Source organism: Yersinia sp. Marseille-Q5920 (genome assembly GCF_946902935.1).
GTDB lineage: Bacteria > Pseudomonadota > Gammaproteobacteria > Enterobacterales > Enterobacteriaceae > Yersinia > Yersinia rochesterensis.
The window spans coordinates 531,054-551,241 of the sequence record NZ_CAMPQA010000001.1 but is presented as its reverse complement, the minus strand read 5'-3'; the positions used below and the strand labels follow the sequence as shown (position 1 = coordinate 551,241).

The following is a 20,188-nucleotide window of genomic DNA, read 5'->3' as shown; positions in this document are numbered from 1 at the left end:
TCTGCGAGGCCGCTGCAAACAGCGTTCAAATCGGTTCTCGACCGATTTGTCACCGGAATCACTTACAACACAGTAAGCTCATCGGGACTCTCTCACTTGCCGCCTGCCTGAAGCTCGAATTATTTAGGGTATAACCAATTTCAATCACACAATGACTTACAATCATTTGAAATACTGTGGTATTTAATCGGTTTTTACGTGTGTTCATGCTGTTTTTTTCAGTTAAACTTGGTACAGGAAAAATCTGTCGGCCAATAGCGGGTCACGGGTGACATCACGAATCATAAGAGAACAATATGAATAAGCATTTAATCGCCTGTGCAGCTAGCTTGCTGTTTGTTGCAGGTTCCGCCAGTGCAATAAGTTTTAATGCCGAAACCGGGCGTCATTACACCAATTTAGGATTCGGCCTTGGCACTAACACCGGCGGTTTAGCCATCAGTGGTAATTGGGCTCGCAGTGACCATGACGGTGATATCTACGGTATGGGCTTGGGCTTCAATTTACCTATTGGCCCACTGATGGCCACTGTCGGCGGGAAAGGCATTTATATGTCACCGGAAGAGGGTAGCAGTGGTGGCGCAGTCGCGATTGGCGGCGGGCTAACTTACCCAATCAACAAGTCATTCAGCTTATATGGCGAGGGCTATTTCGCGCCGGAAGAATTGACCAGTGGGATGAAATCCTACAGTGAAGCCAATGGCGGCCTGCGCTGGAATGTATTCCGCCCGCTGACTGTTGATGTCGGCTATCGCTATATTAATATGGAAGGTAAAGAAGGGCGTCGCGATAACCGCCTGGCGGATGGCGTGTATATCGGCGCTGGCCTGAACTTCTGATTTAACACTATTTTCTGTAAAAAAAGGCGCACTCCTGACAGGATATGCGCCTTTTTGTATTTATTCGCTGAATTACCCGACTGCGGGTAATGCACCGGTAACAATTCCCACCTGAATACCAATGACCAGCACGCCGCAGGCAAATACCGCCGCCAGTGCGGGTTTTCCGCCCCAGACGCGATAATTTCCCTGATGGACTTTACGTGCTTTCCACGCCAGCATCGCGGGCAGAATTAAGGCTAAGACAGATAAGGCCACGGCGGCAAAGCCCAGCGCCATAATAAAACCACGGGGGTAAAACAACGAAAACAGCAGCGGCGGTACAAAGGTAATTGCGCCGGTTTGCAGACGGCCCCGCACTGAGTTACGGCGTTTAAATAAATCAGCCAGATAATCAAACAGCCCCAATGCAACGCCCAAGAATGAGGTCGCCAGCGCCAAGTCTGCAAACAGATGAACCGCCAGCTCAACATGGGGTGAGGCCACCACATCGCGCACCGCTTGTAATAACCCATTCAACCCGGCTTGCTGCGCCAATATTCCGACAAAGGTATGGGAGGATATCGCCCCTAATGTCGCTAACTGCCAGAAAATATACGCAATTAATGGGATCGCACTGCCGATAATAAACACCCAGCGCAGCTTGCGAATATTACCGCCCATATAATTAACAATACTTGGCACGCTGCCATGGAAGCCAAATGAAGTGAATATGACCGGAATAGCAGAAAGCGCTAACCCTTGTTCCAGCGGCAAGGTCAATAAGTTGGTTTTTTCGATATGCGGCATCATCAATGACAGCATGACTATCAGGAAGATAATTTTGGCGCTGAATAGGATGCGGTTAAATAAGTCAACTGAATGGGTGCCAATACAGACCACACCGCCAGCCACAAGTGTAAACAATAATACACCGAGATAGGTTGGGAATGATTGCTGAGTCCACTGGCTGATGCTGGTTGCCAGTAGCTCGCCTGCACCGCTGATATAGGCGGCAGTCAGCGCATACATCAAAAACATCATGCTGAAACCAGTGAGCCATTGACCGCGATTACCGAGATAGCGTTTGGCAAGGGTGCCCAGCCCGGTATCGGCCGCCTCATGCTGGTAGACTTCCACCAAGAGTAATGCGGTGTAACACATTAATACCCAAAGAAAAATCAATAATACGAGGGTGACGCCGAAGCCGACTCCCGCCGCCGCCAGTGGCATTGCCAACATGCCGGCACCAATAGTGGTGCCCGCAACGATAAATATACTGCCCAGAGTGCGATTCTTCACGCTTTCCTCTACTACATGATAATTTATTAGCATGATAAAGTGCAGCAGAGTAGAGGATTGCCTCATTTGTGTCAAATCGGCGTTACGCGCACTGTAAACTTATCATTACGATTCTTAAGGCGCTGAAATATCGACTTTTACCATCGTTCTTCATTCTGATAATGGATAACGATTGTGTTTATGCGGTTGGCTTCTTAAAGTGAATGCATAAGCATCGACGGAGAAGAAAATGATCAGAGTTGAGATGTTGAGTACCGGGGATGAAGTGCTGCATGGGCAGATTATTGATACCAACGCCGCATGGCTGGCAGATTATTTATTTAATCAGGGTTTGCCAATCAGCAGCCGGGAAACAGTCGGTGACTCACTCGCGTCTCTTATTGAAGTGCTGACGGAGCGGAGCCAGGTGGCTGATGTGCTGATTGTTAACGGGGGGCTTGGGCCGACCAGTGACGATTTAAGTGCTTTGGCAGCGGCGCGTGCAGCCGGAACGGAGCTTATCGAGCATCCGGAATGGATTGCGCGGATGGAAGCATTCTTTAAAGAGCGCGGCAGGGTAATGTCGTCGACCAATCGTAAACAAGCGCATATTCCGGCCAATGCCGAAATGCTGGATAACCCGGTCGGAACCGCGTGTGGTTTTGCTTTACGGCTCAATAAATGTTTGATGTTTTTCACCCCCGGTGTGCCGTCAGAATTTAAAGTGATGGTTGAGCAGCAGATTATGCCACGCTTACGTCAACATTTTGATGTGGCTGAACCGCCATTATGTTTGCGAATGACCACCTTTGGCCGCTCGGAAAGTGATTTGGCCCTTGAGTTAGATTCACTGCTACTCCCGGACGGCGCGGTGCTAGGCTATCGCTCATCCGCCCCCATTATTGAATTGAAGCTAACCGGGCCAGCTTCGCAGCAAGCGGCGATGGAGGAAATCTGGCAACAGGTCAAGGCGGTCGCGGGTGAGAGCATCATATTCGAAGGTACGCGGGGCTTACCGGCATTGTTGAGTGAACAATTGACTCAACGCGGGCTGTTATTAGCCGTCAGTGAACAATTTACCGGTGGGTTGTTGCATTGGCAGTTACAAAGCGCCGCTGCACCTTTGGCTGGGGGCGAGTTATTACCGGCGCATTGCCAGGAGTCATTAAATGAGGTTGCTGGCCGTGCGCAGTCATTATCAATGCTGTGTGGTGCTCAGGTGGTGTTAGCAGTGAGCGCCATGCAAAACGATCGCCTGAGTGTGGCACTGCATACCCCTGATGGGACTTTTGCCCAGACGGTAGCTTATCAGGCAAGTCGCCATAGTTTGCGCATCCGCCAAGAAAGCAGCGCCATGCTGGCATTAGATATGCTGCGCCGTTGGCTGAAAGGAGGGGCGGTTTGTGGTCAACACGGTTGGCTGGAAGTGGTTGAAATTCTGTAGTTTTTACTGCGGGCGGTAGCACAACACCGAAAAAGGCCGCGTCAGCCTTTTCCGGTGTTCGCGAGGTTTATTTCACCTGCGCATTTCTGACTTCATTGCCAGCTTGCCAAATCCGGTATTTCACATCAACACCTTGCGGCACATAAACCACAATCGGCAGGCGGCTGTTGTAGCGCTGCATGGCGGCATCACCCAGATTAGCGGCGATAAATTGCGGGCGACGGGTGTTATCTGGGCACCCCATCATGGTGGAGGCCGGTTCTGAGATTTTATCCATCACCAGATAATCAAAACCCCAGCCAGACAAAGTTCTGGTTTCCAGATTGCCACTGAGCATATGGCGGTTGCAGTCAACTTCAATAGTTTTGCCGATCAGTAATTCAACTTTGAAATTGTTTTCATCTTCTTGTGGATCGAGGAAAATGACCTGGCGGCTCATGCCTTTTTCTGCCGCCGGATAAGGCGCAATCTTCTCTAACGGCTGTTGCTGATTAAGCGGCGGCTCTGTAGCGGCAATAGTGCTGGCCGATGCTGCCATTAACAGACTAGTTATTGCGATTGACAGTCTTTTCATCTTTTGTCCCTATGATTTTGATTCCAGATGCAAAAATATCATCTATTCAACTAGCTGATTATAGGTGAAATCCGATTCGAGGGAAGATTCCTTTATGCCCTAAATAATTCGAGTTGCAGGAAGGCGGCAACTGAATAACAAATCGGTCTGGAACCGATTTGAACCGCATTTATGCTAGCCCGCAGGGTAAGCCTCAAGGATGAGGCTCATTAATCCCCGAGAGTCAGGATCAGTTGAAGACAGTGGCTTGCAGCTTGAAGTATGACGGGAATATTAAAGTTCGATTTCAATATCGCCCTTTGGCTGACAGCAACAGGGCAGAATCTCGCCGGCTTGAATAAACGCTAAAGGTTGCTGCGAATAGCAGACTTCGCCTTTGAGCAAACGCAGGCGACAAGAACCGCAATAACCGGAGCGGCATTGGTATTCGATTTGTACCTGATGGTGTTCAAGTGTTTCTAACAAGTTGCGGCTATTCGCTGGTGGGGTAAGTTGAGCACCGGTGGTGCTCAACTTCACAGTATCCCCGTCATCTTTCAAGTTGCAGCGGTGTTGGCTGCCATCACTTACCCAAGTCATTGAGTTATCTCAACTCCTTGGATGCATTCAGTTGCCGCCTGGCTGCAACTCGAAATCTATTGGGTATAAGCTTCATCAATTACAGCTCGAAATCACTCAGGTCGTCAGCACTGATTTCTGAATCAATTTGGCCGACCAGATAAGAACTGACTTCAACTTCCTGCGGTGCAACCTGCACGTTATCAGACACTAACCAGGAGTTGATCCATGGGATCGGGTTGGTGCGGGTATTAAATGGCACACCCAGCCCGACCGCTTGCATGCGGATATTAGTGATATATTCCACATATTGGCACAGGATCTCTTTGTTCAGACCAATCATTGAGCCGTCACGGAACAGGTATTCTGCCCATTCTTTTTCTTGTTGCGCGGCCAGAACAAACAGGTCATAGCATTGTTGCTGGCATTCTTCAGCAATTTCAGCCATTTCCGGGTCATCTTCACCTGAGCGCATTAAGTTAATAATATGCTGGGTGCCCGTCAAATGTAGGGCTTCATCGCGGGCAATCATTTTGATGATTTTGGCGTTGCCTTCCATCAGTTCGCGCTCGGCAAAGGCAAAGGAGCAGGCGAAACTGACATAGAAACGGATAGCTTCCAGCGCATTAACACTCATTACACACAGATAAAGCTGCTTTTTCAGCTCACGCAGATTGACCACCACAGTTTTACCATTGACCTGATGGGTACCTTCTCCCAGCAGATGGTAGTAACTGGTCATCTCAATCAAATCGTCGTAATACCCTGAGATATCTTTTGCGCGTTTGAGGATCTCTTCGTTGGTCACGATATCATCGAAAACAATCGAAGGATCGTTAACGATATTGCGAATGATATGAGTGTAAGAGCGCGAGTGAATAGTTTCAGAAAACGACCAGGTTTCTATCCAGGTTTCCAGCTCAGGAATGGAAACCAGCGGCAATAGGGCCACATTAGGGCTACGTCCCTGAATAGAATCCAGCAATGTTTGGTATTTCAGGTTGCTGATAAAAATGTGTTTTTCATGATCTGGCAGGGCGTTGTAGTCGATACGATCGCGGGAGACGTCAATCTCTTCCGGACGCCAGAAAAATGAGAGTTGTTTCTCAATCAGCTTTTCGAAAATAGCGTGTTTTTGTTGGTCGAAACGCGCCACGTTGACGGGTTGACCAAAAAACATGGGTTCGAGTAATTGGTTGTTTTTATTTTGCGAAAAAGTGGTATAGGCCATGATTTCCTCAGGGGCAAATGAAGAGGCCCCGCGATGAATGTATTGGCTATCATCGCGCAGGCCTTAACTCAAAATCAGATCTTACATGCACCGCCTTCGCAGTCATCATCACCCGGCTGACTTTGGATATCTTCTTGCACATCATCAGCACCATCGCGGGTGTTTTGATAGTAAAGGGTTTTTACGCCAAATTTGTAAGTGGTGAGCAAATCTTTTAGCAACTGCTTCATCGGCACTTTGCCAGACGGGAAGCGGGTCGGATCGTAATTAGTGTTGGCTGAAATCGCCTGATCGACGAATTTCTGCATCAAACCTACCAACTGTAAATAACCATCGTTATTTGGCATTTCCCACAGCAGCTCATAAGCATCTTTCAGGCGCTCATATTCAGGAACAACCTGGCGCAGAATACCATCTTTCGAGGCTTTGATACTGACATATCCACGCGGCGGCTCAATACCATTAGTGGCATTGGAGATCTGCGAGGATGTCTCGGAAGGCATCAGCGCTGACAGCGTGGAGTTACGCAGGCCGTGAGTTTGGATGTCCTTACGCAGCGTTTCCCAATCGTAATGCAGAGGTTCGTCACTGATGGCATCCAAATCTTTCTTATAGGTATCAATTGGCAAAATACCCTGTGAATAGGTGGTTTCGTTGAACCACTGGCAAGCGCCTTGCTCACGGGCCAGCGCATTGGAGGCTTTCAATAAATAATACTGAATAGCTTCAAAGGTGCGGTGAGTCAGGTTGTTGGCACTGCCATCGGAGTAACGAACGCCATTCTTCGCCAGATAATAAGCAAAGTTAATCACACCGATACCCAAGGTACGGCGGCCCATAGCACCACGCTGTGCTGCGGCAATTGGGTAATCCTGATAATCGAGCAGGGCATCCAGCGCCCGCACGGCCAACACGGCCAAATCTTCTAAATCATCAAGGCTGTCAATGGCACCCAAGTTGAATGCCGACAAAGTACAGAGCGCAATTTCACCATTTTCGTCGTTGATGTCATTCAACGGCTTGGTTGGCAAGGCAATTTCCAAACACAAGTTTGACTGGCGCACTGGCGCAACTTTCGGGTCAAACGGGCTGTGGGTGTTGCAGTGATCCACGTTTTGAATATAGATACGGCCAGTGGAAGCACGCTCTTGCATCATCAGAGAGAATAACTCGACCGCCTTCACGCGCTGCTTGCGGATGCTGCTGTCTTGCTCGTATTTGACATAAAGGCGCTCAAATTCGTCTTGATCGGCGAAGAACGCGTCATACAGGCCCGGAACATCGGACGGGCTGAACAAGGTGATGTCTTCGCCTTTCAGCAAGCGCTGATACATTAGTTTGTTGATTTGTACGCCGTAATCCATATGACGCACGCGGTTGCCTTCAACACCACGGTTGTTTTTCAGAACCAGCAGGCTTTCAACTTCCAAGTGCCACATTGGGTAGAACAACGTAGCTGCACCGCCACGTACACCGCCCTGTGAACAGGATTTCACCGCAGTTTGGAAGTGTTTGTAGAACGGAATACAACCGGTATGGAAAGCTTCGCCGCCGCGAATTGGGCTACCCAGCGCCCGGATCCGGCCTGCATTGATACCAATACCGGCGCGTTGTGACACATATTTCACAATGGCGCTGGAGGTGGCATTGATAGAATCCAGACTGTCGCCGCACTCAATCAACACGCAAGAGCTGAACTGGCGGGTTGGGGTGCGCACGCCGGACATAATTGGCGTCGGCAATGAGATTTTGAAAGTAGAAATCGCATCATAGAAGCGCTTGATGTAATCCATCCGGGTTTCGCGCGGATAGTTAGAGAACAAACAGGCGGAAACTAGAATGTACAGGAATTGGGCACTTTCATAGATCTCGCCGCTGACGCGGTTTTGCACCAAATATTTGCCTTCCAACTGCTTAACCGCAGCATAGGAGAAGTTCATATCGCGCCAATGGTCGATGAAAGTGTCCATCTGTTCGAATTCTTCTGCGGTGTAGTCTTCCAGCAGATGTTTGTCGTATTTACCCATATCCACCATTTTCGTCACATGGGCGAATAATTTTGGTGGTTCAAACTGACCATAGGCTTTTTTGCGCAGGTGGAAGATAGCCAGACGCGCCGCCAGATATTGGTAATCCGGTGCGTCGCGCGAGATCAAATCTGCGGCAGCTTTGATGATAGTTTCATGGATATCAGCGGTTTTAATACCATCATAAAACTGAATGTGTGAACGCAATTCTACTTGAGATACTGAGACGTTATGTAAACCTTCCGCGGCCCAGTCGATGACCCGGTGGATTTTATCCAGATTGATGCGTTCTTTACTGCCATCGCGTTTAGTAACAAGTAGACTTTGGTTCATGTATTCGTGACCTTTTTTCCCCCGACTTCGTGTCTGCACAACGCAAATTAACGCTCTCCATGACTGAAATAATCATTGAGGTCGTAGTGTGTTGTTCAGTATGTAAACACAATATATAGGGGGTGGGTAGTGGATAGATAACAAGATAGTGAGTATTGAGACTTTTGGCAAGTGAACAAAACCGCTATATTGTGTGGATAACTTGGGGGTGAATTGTTACGAAAGGCTCACAGGCAGCGCCATTACTGGCGCTCACCTCCCATCACTCTAGGGGATAAGATTTTACTGAAAATCTTAAAAATTTGATCGTTTGCCGGTTTATTAAACATTAGAAAAATCCCCTTCCTCTTTCACGCTGTAGCGGTGTTGGCAGCCCTTACTTACCCCAGTCACTTAGTGGACTAAGCATCCTGGGGATGCGTTCTGTTGCTGCCTTGCTACAACGCGAAATATATTGGGTATTGCTTGATTTTTATACACTCATTTGATGGGGTTATTCTTCATCCCGTTGAGTGTGCACCATATAGTTCACATCAACATTGCGGCCCAACTTGAAATGGTCTGTTATCGGGTTGTAATGCAAGCCAATAATATGGCGTTCGCGCAGTGGCGTTTGGTCAACCCAGCCGATAAGTTCTGATGGGCGAATAAACTTTTTCGAGTCATGGGTGCCTTTGGGCACCATCTTCAATATATATTCAGCGCCGACCACCGCCATTAGCCAGGATTTAGTATTGCGGTTGATGGTCGAAAAGAAAACATGCCCACCGGGTTTGACCAATTGTGCACAGGCGCGAATAACCGAAGAAGGGTCTGGGACGTGTTCGAGCATCTCCATGCAGGTCACCATATCGTAATATTGCGGGTGTTTTTGCGCGTGGCTTTCAACCGTTTCCTGAACATAATCGAGTTTGGTGCCGGTTTCCAATGCATGCAACCGCGCAACTTGTAGTGGCTCATAGCCCATATCCAACCCGGTAACCTGAGCACCTTCATGCGCCATGCTTTCAGCCAGAATACCGCCACCGCAACCCACATCCAGCACTTTCTTATCGAAAATACCGCCAGCGCGCTGCAAAATGTAATCAAGACGCAGCGGGTTAATACGGTGGAGAGGCTTAAACTCGCCTTCTAAATCCCACCAGCGGGAGGCAACTGCTTCAAATTTAGCAATTTCTTGTTCATCGACGTTTATCTGTTCAACAACTTGACGATGGGGGGCGGTGGTATCTATAGACATGGCGAGTTCTCTCTGTTTTATATCTTTGCGCAGATTATACATATTCCCCGTCAATTGGCGCAGTTTTGTCTATAAGGCGTGCATGCGGCGATATGCAGTAATAGTAGTTTCGACAATCATTATGTAGTTTCGCCAAAATCAGGGTTTTGTGATATAGTTTCGTACCTTTAAATCCGGTAATTAGTAGAGGGATAGCGGCTCAATGAGCGACCTTGCCAGAGAAATAACACCGGTCAACATCGAGGAAGAGCTGAAAAGCTCCTATCTGGATTACGCGATGTCCGTTATTGTCGGACGTGCATTACCAGATGTCCGGGATGGACTGAAGCCCGTTCACCGTCGCGTACTGTTTGCGATGAATGTACTGGGTAATGACTGGAATAAACCATACAAAAAATCGGCCCGTGTAGTCGGGGACGTTATCGGTAAATATCACCCGCATGGTGACAGCGCGGTCTACGACACTATCGTGCGTATGGCTCAGCCGTTCTCACTGCGCTATATGCTGGTGGATGGGCAGGGAAACTTCGGTTCCGTTGATGGCGACTCCGCCGCGGCGATGCGTTATACCGAAATCCGTATGTCTAAAATTGCTCACGAGTTGTTAGCGGATTTAGAAAAAGATACCGTCGACTTCGTGCCTAACTATGACGGTACGGAGCAAATTCCTGCCGTAATGCCGACCAAAATTCCTAACTTGCTGGTTAACGGCTCGTCAGGTATTGCCGTCGGGATGGCAACCAATATTCCGCCGCATAACCTTTCTGAGGTTATTGATGGCTGCCTGGCCTATATCGAAGATGAAAACATCACCATTGAAGGGTTGATGGAGTACATCCCTGGGCCAGATTTTCCAACCGCTGCGATTATCAATGGTCGCCGTGGTATTGAAGAAGCTTATCGTACCGGTCGCGGCAAGATTTATGTTCGCGCCCGTGCTGAAGTCGAAGCTGATGCTAAAACTGGCCGTGAAACCATTATTGTTCACGAGATCCCGTATCAGGTGAACAAAGCGCGGTTGATTGAAAAGATAGCCGAGCTGGTCAAAGAAAAACGCGTTGAAGGCATCAGTGCATTGCGTGATGAGTCTGATAAAGACGGCATGCGCATCGTGATTGAAATCAAACGCGATGCGGTCGGGGAAGTGGTGCTGAATAACCTCTACTCTCTGACGCAATTGCAGGTGACTTTCGGTATCAATATGGTGGCTCTGTCTCAAGGGCAGCCTAAATTGCTTAACCTGAAAGACATCCTGGTCGCCTTTGTTCGCCACCGCCGTGAAGTGGTAACGCGCCGGACTATTTTTGAACTGCGTAAAGCACGTGACCGCGCGCATATCCTTGAAGCGCTGGCCATTGCATTGGCTAACATCGATCCGATTATCGAATTGATTCGCCGTGCGGCAACACCAGCCGAAGCGAAAGCTGGCCTGATTGCCAGCCCATGGGAATTAGGCAACGTCGCGTCGATGCTGGAACGTGCCGGTGATGATGCTGCCCGCCCTGAATGGCTGGAAGAAGAGTTCGGGATCCGCGACGGCAAGTATTATCTCACCGAGCAGCAAGCTCAGGCCATTTTGGATCTGCGTTTGCAGAAACTGACCGGTTTGGAGCATGAAAAACTGCTGGATGAGTATAAAGAGCTACTGACCGTCATTGGTGAGTTGATCTTTATTCTGGAAAACCCAGAGCGCTTGATGGAAGTTATCCGCGAAGAGTTAGTGGCTATTAAAGAGCTATATAATGATGCGCGTCGTACAGAAATCACTGCGAACACCTCTGACATTAATATCGAAGACCTGATTAATCAGGAAGATGTGGTTGTGACACTGTCCCATCAGGGTTATGTCAAATATCAACCTCTGACTGATTACGAAGCTCAGCGTCGCGGTGGTAAAGGTAAGTCAGCTGCCCGTATCAAAGAAGAAGACTTCATTGATCGCCTGCTGGTCGCCAATACCCACGATACTATTTTGTGCTTCTCCAGCCGTGGCCGCCTCTATTGGATGAAAGTCTATCAGTTGCCGGAAGCTAGCCGTGGGGCGCGTGGTCGTCCGATCGTCAACTTATTGCCGCTTGAGCCAAATGAGCGAATCACCGCCATTCTGCCAGTGCGGGAATATGAAGAAGGCCGTCACATCTTTATGGCTACCGCCAGCGGTACTGTGAAGAAAACTGCGCTGACCGAGTTCAGTCGCCCACGCAGTGCCGGTATTATTGCCGTCAACCTGAATGAAGGCGATGAGCTGATCGGTGTCGATCTGACCGATGGCAGCAATGAAGTGATGCTGTTCTCCGCATTGGGTAAAGTGGTTCGCTTCCCTGAATCGCAGGTTCGTTCTATGGGCCGTACTGCGACCGGTGTACGTGGTATCAACCTCAATGGCGACGATCGGGTTATTTCTCTTATCATCCCACGAGGTGATGGTGAAATCCTGACAGTGACTGAAAACGGTTATGGTAAACGTACCGCAGTGGAAGAATATCCAACTAAGTCGCGTGCGACTCAGGGGGTTATCTCCATTAAAGTCAGTGAACGTAATGGTAAGGTTGTTGGGGCTGTGCAAGTGGCACCGACCGACCAGATCATGATGATCACCGATGCCGGTACATTGGTGCGTACCCGCGTATCTGAAGTGAGCGTCGTGGGCCGAAATACCCAGGGTGTGACACTGATCCGTACCGCTGAAGACGAACATGTCGTCGGTCTGCAACGTGTTGCAGAGCCGGAAGAGGACGATGAAATCCTTGATGGCGAATCATTAGAAGGTGAAGAGGGCAGTGAAGAAGAGACTGCGCTGAACACACCGGAAGATGAAGATGTTGCTGACGAAGCAGAAGACGGTGAAGACGAGGACGACAACGTATAATGCGTTGTTGATACTGATTCATTGTCAAAACCAAGAGCCAGCTTACGAGCTGGCTTTTTTATGCGTCATGGGTAGTGTATTCTGTAGACCACGCAGCCTGCCAGGCGATGCTTTCACCATGGTATCAGATTGAAATATCTTTCTTCATTTCGCACGACACTGAAAATCTCCCGTTACCTATTTCGGGTATTGGCCGTCATGTTATGGTCTCTTGGCGCACTGCTGACCACTTTTTATATCCTGAACATCCTTAACGAGAAAAAATCTGATATTCGTCAGGAATATAATACTAACTTCGATTTAGCACAGAGTTACATTCGCCATTCTTCCGATATTATCCGTGATATCAAATATATGGCGGAAAACAGGTTAAACCACAATACAGCGAGCAGTGATATCGCGGCTGGCGCATTTATTAAAAATAACGCTACGCCCAAATATTACCCACTTAATTCAGCGGCCGATTGCACCACACTTAATGCATCCCGTCACTCATCATTAGATTCTCTCAGCAACCTTATCTTGTATTGGAAAGAGAATTTTGCAGCCGCCTATGACCTTAATCGGATATTTTTTATTGGCAGCGACACCATGTGTATGGTGGATTTCGACATTCGAAATGTTCCGATGGATCAAGAGAGTCTGCTCAAGTCTTTGAATGAACACATTGCAAAATATCGTGAGGTAAATAATCAGGATAAAGACAGCCCACTGTATTGGGTTGTTCCCGGTGTGCGGCCTGAAATTGGCACTTTATATGTGCTAAGCCCGCTTTATGTGGGTAATAAATTAGAAGCATTGGTGGGGACAGAACAGACTATCCGGCTGGAGGATTTCATCTCTCCTGGACCATTACCCGTTGGTGTGACTTTGCTGGATGAAAGTAATGAGCCTGTATTGCGCCTGGCAACTGGGGAGCGCTACGCTTCAATGTTGGATGATTATCCTGATTCAGCCTCTTATTTCGGTTATGTAGATGATTATAATTATCTGATTCTGAAAAAGAACTTACTGCCGTCCCCTCTCAGTATTGCTTATTCCTTGCCGGTCAGGACCATAATAGACATATTCAAGCTATTAATTTTTAATGCATTATTGCTGAATGCATTATCTGCTGTGGTGATATTCACTCTGGCCTGGTTATTTGAACGGAAAATGTTCCATCCGGCTGAAGATAATGCTTTGCGGCTGGAAGAACATGAACAATTTAACCGTAAAATTGTTGCTTCTGCGCCGGTGGGTATTTCTATATTACGCATTAGCGATGGCACCAATATCCTCAGTAACGAACTAGCGCATAACTATATTAATTTACTGACAAATGAGGATCGTGAACGTATTACCCGCATTATTTGTGAGCAGCAGGCAAACTTTGTTGATGTGATGACCAGTAATAATAACAATCTACAAATCAGCTTTGTTCACTCCCGCTATCGTAATGAAAATGTGGCGATTTGTGTGCTGGTGGATGTCAGTTCACGAGTGAAAATGGAAGAGTCATTGCAGGAAATGGCGGCGGCGGCAGAGCAGGCCAGCCAATCGAAATCCATGTTTTTGGCGACCGTCAGTCACGAGCTGCGCACCCCATTGTATGGCATTATCGGCAATCTCGATTTATTACAAACTAAAGAGTTACCACAGGGGGTTGACCGGCTGGTGACAGCAATGAACAATTCGTCCGGACTACTACTCAAAATTATCAGTGATATTCTCGATTTCTCTAAAATAGAATCTGAGCAACTGAAAATTGAGCCGAGCGAATTTTCTACTGTCGAGGTAATAACACATATCACGGCGAACTATTTACCGCTGGTGGTGAAGAAGCGCTTAGGTTTGTACTGTTTTATTGAACCGAATGTTCCACGGATGATGGTGGGTGATGCAGTTCGTCTGCAACAAGTTATTTCTAACTTGCTGAATAACGCTATTAAATTTACCGATACTGGCTGCATTATTTTGCAAGTCAGGGTGCGCGGTTATTATCTGGAATTCCGTGTGCGGGATACCGGTGTGGGTATTAACTCACGTGAGATAAATCAGTTATTTGATCCTTTCTTCCAGGTAGGAACCGGGGTGCAGCGCCATTTCCAAGGAACCGGTTTAGGGTTGGCAATTTGTGAGAAATTGATCAACTTGATGGACGGCGATGTCGAGGTGGTTTCTGAACTGGGAATAGGCAGCATTTTTGCTATTCGTATTCCTTTGTATTTGAAAGAAAATCAGTATCAGGCCCAAAATGCAGTTTTGCCGGAGAGTGATCGCTGGCAAGGAAAAATATTGTGGTTGGATATTCGCAATGCCCGCTTGGAAAGCTATTTACTCGATCTTTTAAGCCATTTCGGTGCCACTATTCAACGCTATAGCAATGAGCAAACGCTACAGGATCAAGTGCTTATTTGTGATTACTTGCCACAAATAAACGCGCCATTATCGACCTGGATTCAGATATCCATTGATCATATTGGTTTGCCACAAGAAACACGGCCCGGTTATTGGCTATTGAGTACCGCCACATTGCTGGAAATTATCCCGTTATTGGACCGTATATTGCTGGAACCGCAACTAGTTGAAGAAGCACCACTTGCGTTACCACCAGTGAAAACCAATCAGGATGATAATGATGATCTGCAAATCCTAGTGGTGGATGACCATCCGATTAATCGGCGGTTATTGGCTGATCAGCTGACGACCTTAGGTTATCGGGTCATAACGGCGAATGATGGGTTGGATGCTTTGGCAGTGTTGAGTGCCAATAGAGTTGATATTGTGCTGACTGATGTGAATATGCCGAATATGGATGGTTATCGTCTGACACAGCGCTTGCGGCAACTGAATCATAATTTCCCAGTAATCGGTGTCACTGCCAATGCATTGGCGGAAGGTAAACAGCGCTGTATTGAAGCCGGTATGGATAACTGTTTATCTAAGCCAGTCACATTGGATACTTTGCGCCAGATGCTGCGATATTATGGCGATAAGGTGCGAAAAACCCGTTAAAGCCTTTGTACTTGAAGCTGTAGGGTTGTTAGCTACACTCGCTCACCCAAATCACTTACTAGCCATTGACCTTAAAATAAATAGGCTCATTGGGATTTGCTCCTTGGCTGCCTACCTGCAACTCCAATTACTTTGGCTTATGGTGTCGAGCTTGAAGTTGTAGTTTCAAATATGAAAGGGATAATAAACCCGGCGCTGCTGAGCAATGCCGGGTTGGGGAACAGAAGTTATTCTTTATCTTGTCCAATAGTGACAGATGAAAGGTAGTTTAACAGGGCAATATCATTATCCACGCCCAGTTTCAGCATCGCCGACTTTTTCTGGCTGCTGATAGTTTTAATGCTGCGATTAAGTTTTCTGGCAATCTCAGTAACCAGGAAACCTTCAGCAAATAACCGTAAAACCTCACTTTCTTTCGGTGATAAACGTTTATCACCGTAGCCATTAGCGCTGATTTTCTCCAGCAGTTTGGCCACACTTTCAGGAGTGAATTTTTTCCCTTTCTGTAATGCTGCCAAAGCCTTAGGTAAATCAGCGGGAGCACCTTGTTTTAATACAATCCCGTCAATGTCCAAGTCCAAAACTGAACTGAGAATAGCCGGGTTATTATTCATCGTTAGTACAATTATGGCTAAATCCGGGTAATGTCGTTTTATATATTTTATCAATGTGATGCCATCACCGTACTTATCTCCAGGCATGGAGAGGTCGGTAATTAGCACGTTGGCATCAAGCTTAGACAAATTATTAATAAGCGCTGTTGAGTCTTCAAACTCCCCAACAACATTTACCCACTCAATTTGTTCGAGCGATTTTCGGATGCCAAACAAAACAATTGGATGGTCATCAGCAATAATTACATTAAGGTTGTTCATGGTTATGGGTTACCTTGCTGCAACAGTCTGGTGACGAAAGAATCAATTTGACTGATGCTATTTTCGATCTTCAACCGATCGCCATCTGCGATATGCTGTTCTAATGTTTCACATAGTTGTTTGCCGAGATGCAAGTTCAACATAGCAAATACGCCTTTCAATCGATGCGCGGTCTGCGAAAGCGATATGAAATCACGTTGCTGAAGTTCAGTATACAGTTTCTTCAGATCTACCGGTACTGTCTCAACAAATAAGGAATAATAGTCACTGGACTTTAGTTGTTGTTTGTATGTGTTTATATCACCATCAGCAATGGATTCAGACTCATAGTTGGATTCGTCTGATAAAATTTGCTGTTCAATTAATAATAATATTGCATCAATGACTGCACTACCTAAATTATAATTTACCCGAATATAATTATCCTGCAACTGTTGTATTCCTATTTCGTCAGGTGCCAGTAATAAGGTAAATTTATCATAGTGTTGTGGGTTATCTGTCACGGTTACATCATAGTCTCGTCCCGGCAAGCGGTCATCAACAATGATGCAGTTAGCGCCGAATGAATTCAATAATGTTGTGATGATAGAACGCACTTCTTCCGACGTTATATCTAATAATACCGTCACACCATCCAATAATTTCTCTTGCTCCTCCTCTTGCTCATTTTGGATAGCAATAGTAACTCGGATTGTATAACGAGTACCTATATCAACTTTGCTACGGATCTCTAATTGGCCATTTAATTTCTTACATAATTGGTTACATAAAAAGAAGGTTAACCCCGAGCTGTGATTGTATCTGTCGGCCAATGTTTGGCTGAGGAAAGGATAATTAAGATTACTAATCTCTTCATCAGAAATACCTGCGCCGGTATCGGTTATTTGGATAATCAGTTGTTCTGGATGTCCAGGTTCATGGCCGACATTAAGGGTAATCTTGCCGTAAGCCGTCGTAATAACAGAATAATGCAGCAGTAATGAAAGTATTTTCCGTAATACTTTTTCATCGCCTATATAATTTTGCTCAAGATCAACAAGATAGTGATTAAACAGAGTTAAACCTTTCTGATTAATCGCTGGGAGGATCTCCAGCAGGAGGCCATCGATTAATGCTGACAGGGAGAAACTATGTTGTTCAGGTTGCCAGTCTTGGGTTTCCAGGCGAGTAAGCAGGGTAATATTATCAACCAGCTCAATAATACTTTCAGATTGTTCTACTAATTTAGCCGCCAGTTCATATCGCAGTGCTAAGTCAGCGGTGTTTTGTAATGCTTTAGCCGTCTGATGGAGGCTAGTTAGGGGCTGATTCAGTTCAATCCCAAGGTTATGCAACATAAGCTTACGCGCTTGAAGACTTTTGTCATATTCCCGCCTTGCTTGTTGCAGGCGTTTATTGACCAAGACTTCTTTATCTTGATCATGAAGCAAGAACAGGTAGGTTTCGGGCGAAAACTGGCTGCGGAATATTCGGATTTCGTAAACTTCATTGTTCACGGTGCCCTGAATTACCCCATGGTGTTGTTCCGCCATGTGAGCAATTTTTTGCAGGTTAAGGTGCGGCATCAGGTTATCAGCTATCTGATTACTGGCGACAACGGCATTATTGCTGAAGTTATAGACTAATAGCCCTTGCGGTAAGCTGGTAATGATTTCCTGACTCAGTAATTTTTGGGCCTCTAATTGCTCAATCATATCTGAACTTGGGCGAACAAATTGGCGGCGAGCTAAATAGGCCCCTAAGATTGCCAGGAATAACAGTAAAATATTGGTCAGGATCAACCAGAAGTTATTCCTCAATAAATCAATGGCTAACACTGTAACAGGAACACGATAAACAATTTTCAGTGAGGTGTTAGCCAGTGGTGCAGAAACTTCAACCCAATAGCCATTTAACGCTACACTGGCCGTGGCGGTGTCCTCAGGTGCCACACCTTCATTAATAGGGGTATTGTCGGGTTGGAGGAGAAAGTTCGCTCGTGCCATATTCGGCGGGATTAAGTCATTAATTGGCAGATCAAAGGCAATGACCGTGGCCAAATGGCCGGGATGGTTAAAGGTGGTCCGGATAGTAAAATAGTAAGCATTCTGGAAGCGTAATTTTCTCAATGGCGAGAAACTCTCACGCTCATCTAATGTATTGGCCTGTTGTAGCATTTCTGCACGCCGAGACTCGGCGGCGGCGGTCAGGTAACTCTCTTTAAAACGCGATGTAATTTCTTTTAACGGCTGTGTGGTAATGAGCGCCAGGCTATTGTCCTGGCCATTAAGGTAATACATCGAGTAAGTATCATTCTGCGCTCCCCAATGGTTGTCGAGATAGTCCGACAACTGCAAGGTCATGGCCAGTGTCGCGGGGGTATGATTACCAAAAATAACGGCATCAGTTTTTTTGCGTGGTTTTTCAATATAATAAATATCAGGACGCAGACGGGTTTCTTGGACGTTGAGAATACTCTTGTCCGAAATATCTGGATTATTGGCAAAATCGTATATCTGGTAGGTATGGTAACGATAATCATCAATACGCTGCTGCAAACCGGTAGCAATATAGGCCAATGTGTGTTTTTTTTCTGTCAGGTAAGCATTGGTATAGTTGTAACCATACAGCCCAATCGAGATGAGCAGCAATACGATAAACAGCCAGAAACACCGTGTAATGTTAGCTGAACTGGGTGATAACGAGTTATTTTGCATAAAGATAATGCAGTTCCCTTGGTTAGCGCGTGACGGCTCTGGCGCTGGCAGTGACGGTCAGCAACAACAGCGCCACGCAGCCAAAAGCGACCGATAAATTACTGACCTGGGCGACAAAACCAATTGCCGCAGGGCCTGCCAGAATACCGGCATAACCGATGGTGGTGATGGATGCGACGGCTAAATTAGCTGGCATCACGGTTTGGTTACCCGCAGCGGTAAACAGGATAGGCACCACATTTGATGCGCCTAACCCCACGAGCATAAAGCCAATAAGGGCCGCAATTGAGTTATCAATGCTTATCGCGGTAATAATCCCCACTGCTGCACATAAGCTCCCTCCTAATAATACCTTGTATCGGCCCAATCCGTTGACTATCCGATCACCATTTAAACGGCCCAGTGTCATGGCAATGGCAAATACCGCATAACCCATACCGGCTTGCGAGGGATCCATACCGCGCAGTGTGGTCAGGAAGACTGCACTCCAGTCGAGCATTGAGCCTTCAGCCAGGAACATCACAAAGCATAAAAAGCCGATAAACATCACCCATCCACGAGGGAGGACAAAGAGGGGGCCATCATGTGGCTCTCCGCTGCCCTGTAACAGGTTTTTATTGGCAGTCAGTAATAAGATAATCATTAACGCGACAGTGGCAAGAATGGCTGTCAGGGGGCTTAAACCGAGCCACAATAATGCGCTCACACCGCCCGCGCCAGCAATTCCGCCGACGCTGAATAACCCGTGGAAGCCGGACATCATCGCCCGGCCACTCGCTTTCTCAACAATGACCGCCTGAATATTCATCGCGACATCTATTATGCCCATCGCCGCACCGAAGACTAACAAGGCGAACGCCATCGTGACGGGAGTATTCATCAAAACCAGCAAGGGAAGGTCAAGACACAGAACCGCCCCAGCCAATAAAATCACCGCCCGACACCCCCATTTGGCGGTTAGCACACCAGTCAAGGGCATTGCGAGCATCGAACCGACACCAATACACAATAACAGTAGACCCAGTGAAGCATCATTCAGACCAATACGTTCCTTGGCAAAGGGGACTAACGGCGCCCAGGCGGCCATCCCTAATCCAGAGATAAAAAATGCGAGCCGAGTCGAGATTTGCTGTGCAACACCTGGCTGCAATGTGGATTGACGTGTTTTGGCGGTCATGAGGTATAGGATCTGCGATTGATACAAATAATAAATATAGACAGACGTTTCTATCACAAAGAGAAATG

At 47.0% G+C, this 20,188-nt stretch carries 13 protein-coding genes; 4 read left to right on the top strand and 9 right to left on the bottom strand.

Going from position 1 to position 20,188, the window contains the following annotated elements; genetic code table 11:
- The first annotated feature begins 296 nt into the window (after positions 1-296).
- Entirely contained in the window at positions 297-839 is a 543-nt protein-coding gene (locus tag OVO64_RS02625) for a YfaZ family protein (RefSeq protein ID WP_038631872.1), read from the top strand.
- Between the two features lie 72 nt (positions 840-911).
- On the opposite strand, the gene tyrP is transcribed toward OVO64_RS02625, so the two are convergent.
- Positions 912-2,120 carry a tyrosine transporter TyrP gene (tyrP, locus tag OVO64_RS02620; protein ID WP_267248600.1) on the bottom strand — a complete coding sequence of 403 codons (1,209 nt, stop codon included), beginning with the start codon at positions 2,118-2,120 and terminating at the stop codon, positions 912-914.
- 229 nt (positions 2,121-2,349) lie between these two features.
- On the opposite strand from tyrP, the gene OVO64_RS02615 reads away from it, so the two are divergent.
- A complete protein-coding gene (locus OVO64_RS02615) occupies positions 2,350-3,543 on the top strand; it encodes a nicotinamide mononucleotide deamidase-related protein YfaY (protein WP_038631877.1) in 1,194 nt (397 codons plus the stop codon).
- Between the two features lie 67 nt (positions 3,544-3,610).
- Here OVO64_RS02615 and eco read toward each other — a convergent pair whose 3' ends face one another.
- The 5 genes from eco to ubiG all read right to left on the bottom strand — a co-directional run bounded on the left by eco (position 3,611) and on the right by ubiG (position 9,506).
- The gene (gene eco, locus OVO64_RS02610; RefSeq protein WP_038631879.1) at positions 3,611-4,117 is read right to left on the bottom strand and encodes a serine protease inhibitor ecotin; all 507 of its coding nucleotides are present in this window, start codon (positions 4,115-4,117) and stop codon (positions 3,611-3,613) included.
- 273 nt (positions 4,118-4,390) lie between these two features.
- A complete protein-coding gene (gene yfaE, locus OVO64_RS02605) occupies positions 4,391-4,696 on the bottom strand; it encodes a class I ribonucleotide reductase maintenance protein YfaE (protein ID WP_042562392.1) in 306 nt (101 codons plus the stop codon).
- A gap of 79 nt (positions 4,697-4,775) precedes the next feature.
- Positions 4,776-5,906: a class Ia ribonucleoside-diphosphate reductase subunit beta gene (gene nrdB, locus OVO64_RS02600; protein WP_038631881.1), complete on the bottom strand. Its 1,131-nt coding sequence runs from the start codon at positions 5,904-5,906 to the stop codon at positions 4,776-4,778.
- A gap of 74 nt (positions 5,907-5,980) precedes the next feature.
- The gene (gene nrdA, locus OVO64_RS02595) at positions 5,981-8,266 is read right to left on the bottom strand and encodes a class 1a ribonucleoside-diphosphate reductase subunit alpha (protein ID WP_038631883.1); all 2,286 of its coding nucleotides are present in this window, start codon (positions 8,264-8,266) and stop codon (positions 5,981-5,983) included.
- Between the two features lie 493 nt (positions 8,267-8,759).
- Positions 8,760-9,506, bottom strand: coding sequence for a bifunctional 2-polyprenyl-6-hydroxyphenol methylase/3-demethylubiquinol 3-O-methyltransferase UbiG (gene ubiG / locus OVO64_RS02590; RefSeq protein ID WP_038639428.1), 747 nt, complete (start codon positions 9,504-9,506; stop codon positions 8,760-8,762).
- A 202-nt stretch (positions 9,507-9,708) separates the two neighbouring features.
- On the opposite strand from ubiG, the gene gyrA reads away from it, so the two are divergent.
- Both gyrA and rcsC read left to right on the top strand, forming a co-directional pair.
- A complete protein-coding gene (gene gyrA, locus OVO64_RS02585; protein ID WP_038631885.1) occupies positions 9,709-12,375 on the top strand; it encodes a DNA topoisomerase (ATP-hydrolyzing) subunit A in 2,667 nt (888 codons plus the stop codon).
- 129 nt (positions 12,376-12,504) lie between these two features.
- On the top strand, positions 12,505-15,372 hold the full coding sequence (gene rcsC, locus OVO64_RS02580) for a two-component system sensor histidine kinase RcsC (protein ID WP_038631887.1): 2,868 nt from the start codon (positions 12,505-12,507) through the stop codon (positions 15,370-15,372).
- A 227-nt stretch (positions 15,373-15,599) separates the two neighbouring features.
- Here rcsC and rcsB read toward each other — a convergent pair whose 3' ends face one another.
- The 3 genes from rcsB to OVO64_RS02565 are packed head-to-tail and all read right to left on the bottom strand — an operon-like array spanning position 15,600 to position 20,120.
- Complete coding sequence (gene rcsB, locus OVO64_RS02575; protein WP_004389433.1) at positions 15,600-16,247, bottom strand: response regulator transcription factor RcsB; 648 nt, start codon at positions 16,245-16,247, stop codon at positions 15,600-15,602.
- A gap of 2 nt (positions 16,248-16,249) precedes the next feature.
- Positions 16,250-18,943, bottom strand: a complete 2,694-nt coding sequence (gene rcsD / locus OVO64_RS02570) for a phosphotransferase RcsD (RefSeq protein ID WP_267248599.1) — start codon at positions 18,941-18,943, stop codon at positions 16,250-16,252.
- A gap of 22 nt (positions 18,944-18,965) precedes the next feature.
- Positions 18,966-20,120 carry an MFS transporter gene (locus OVO64_RS02565; RefSeq protein WP_038631892.1) on the bottom strand — a complete coding sequence of 385 codons (1,155 nt, stop codon included), beginning with the start codon at positions 20,118-20,120 and terminating at the stop codon, positions 18,966-18,968.
- Positions 20,121-20,188 lie beyond the last annotated feature (68 nt).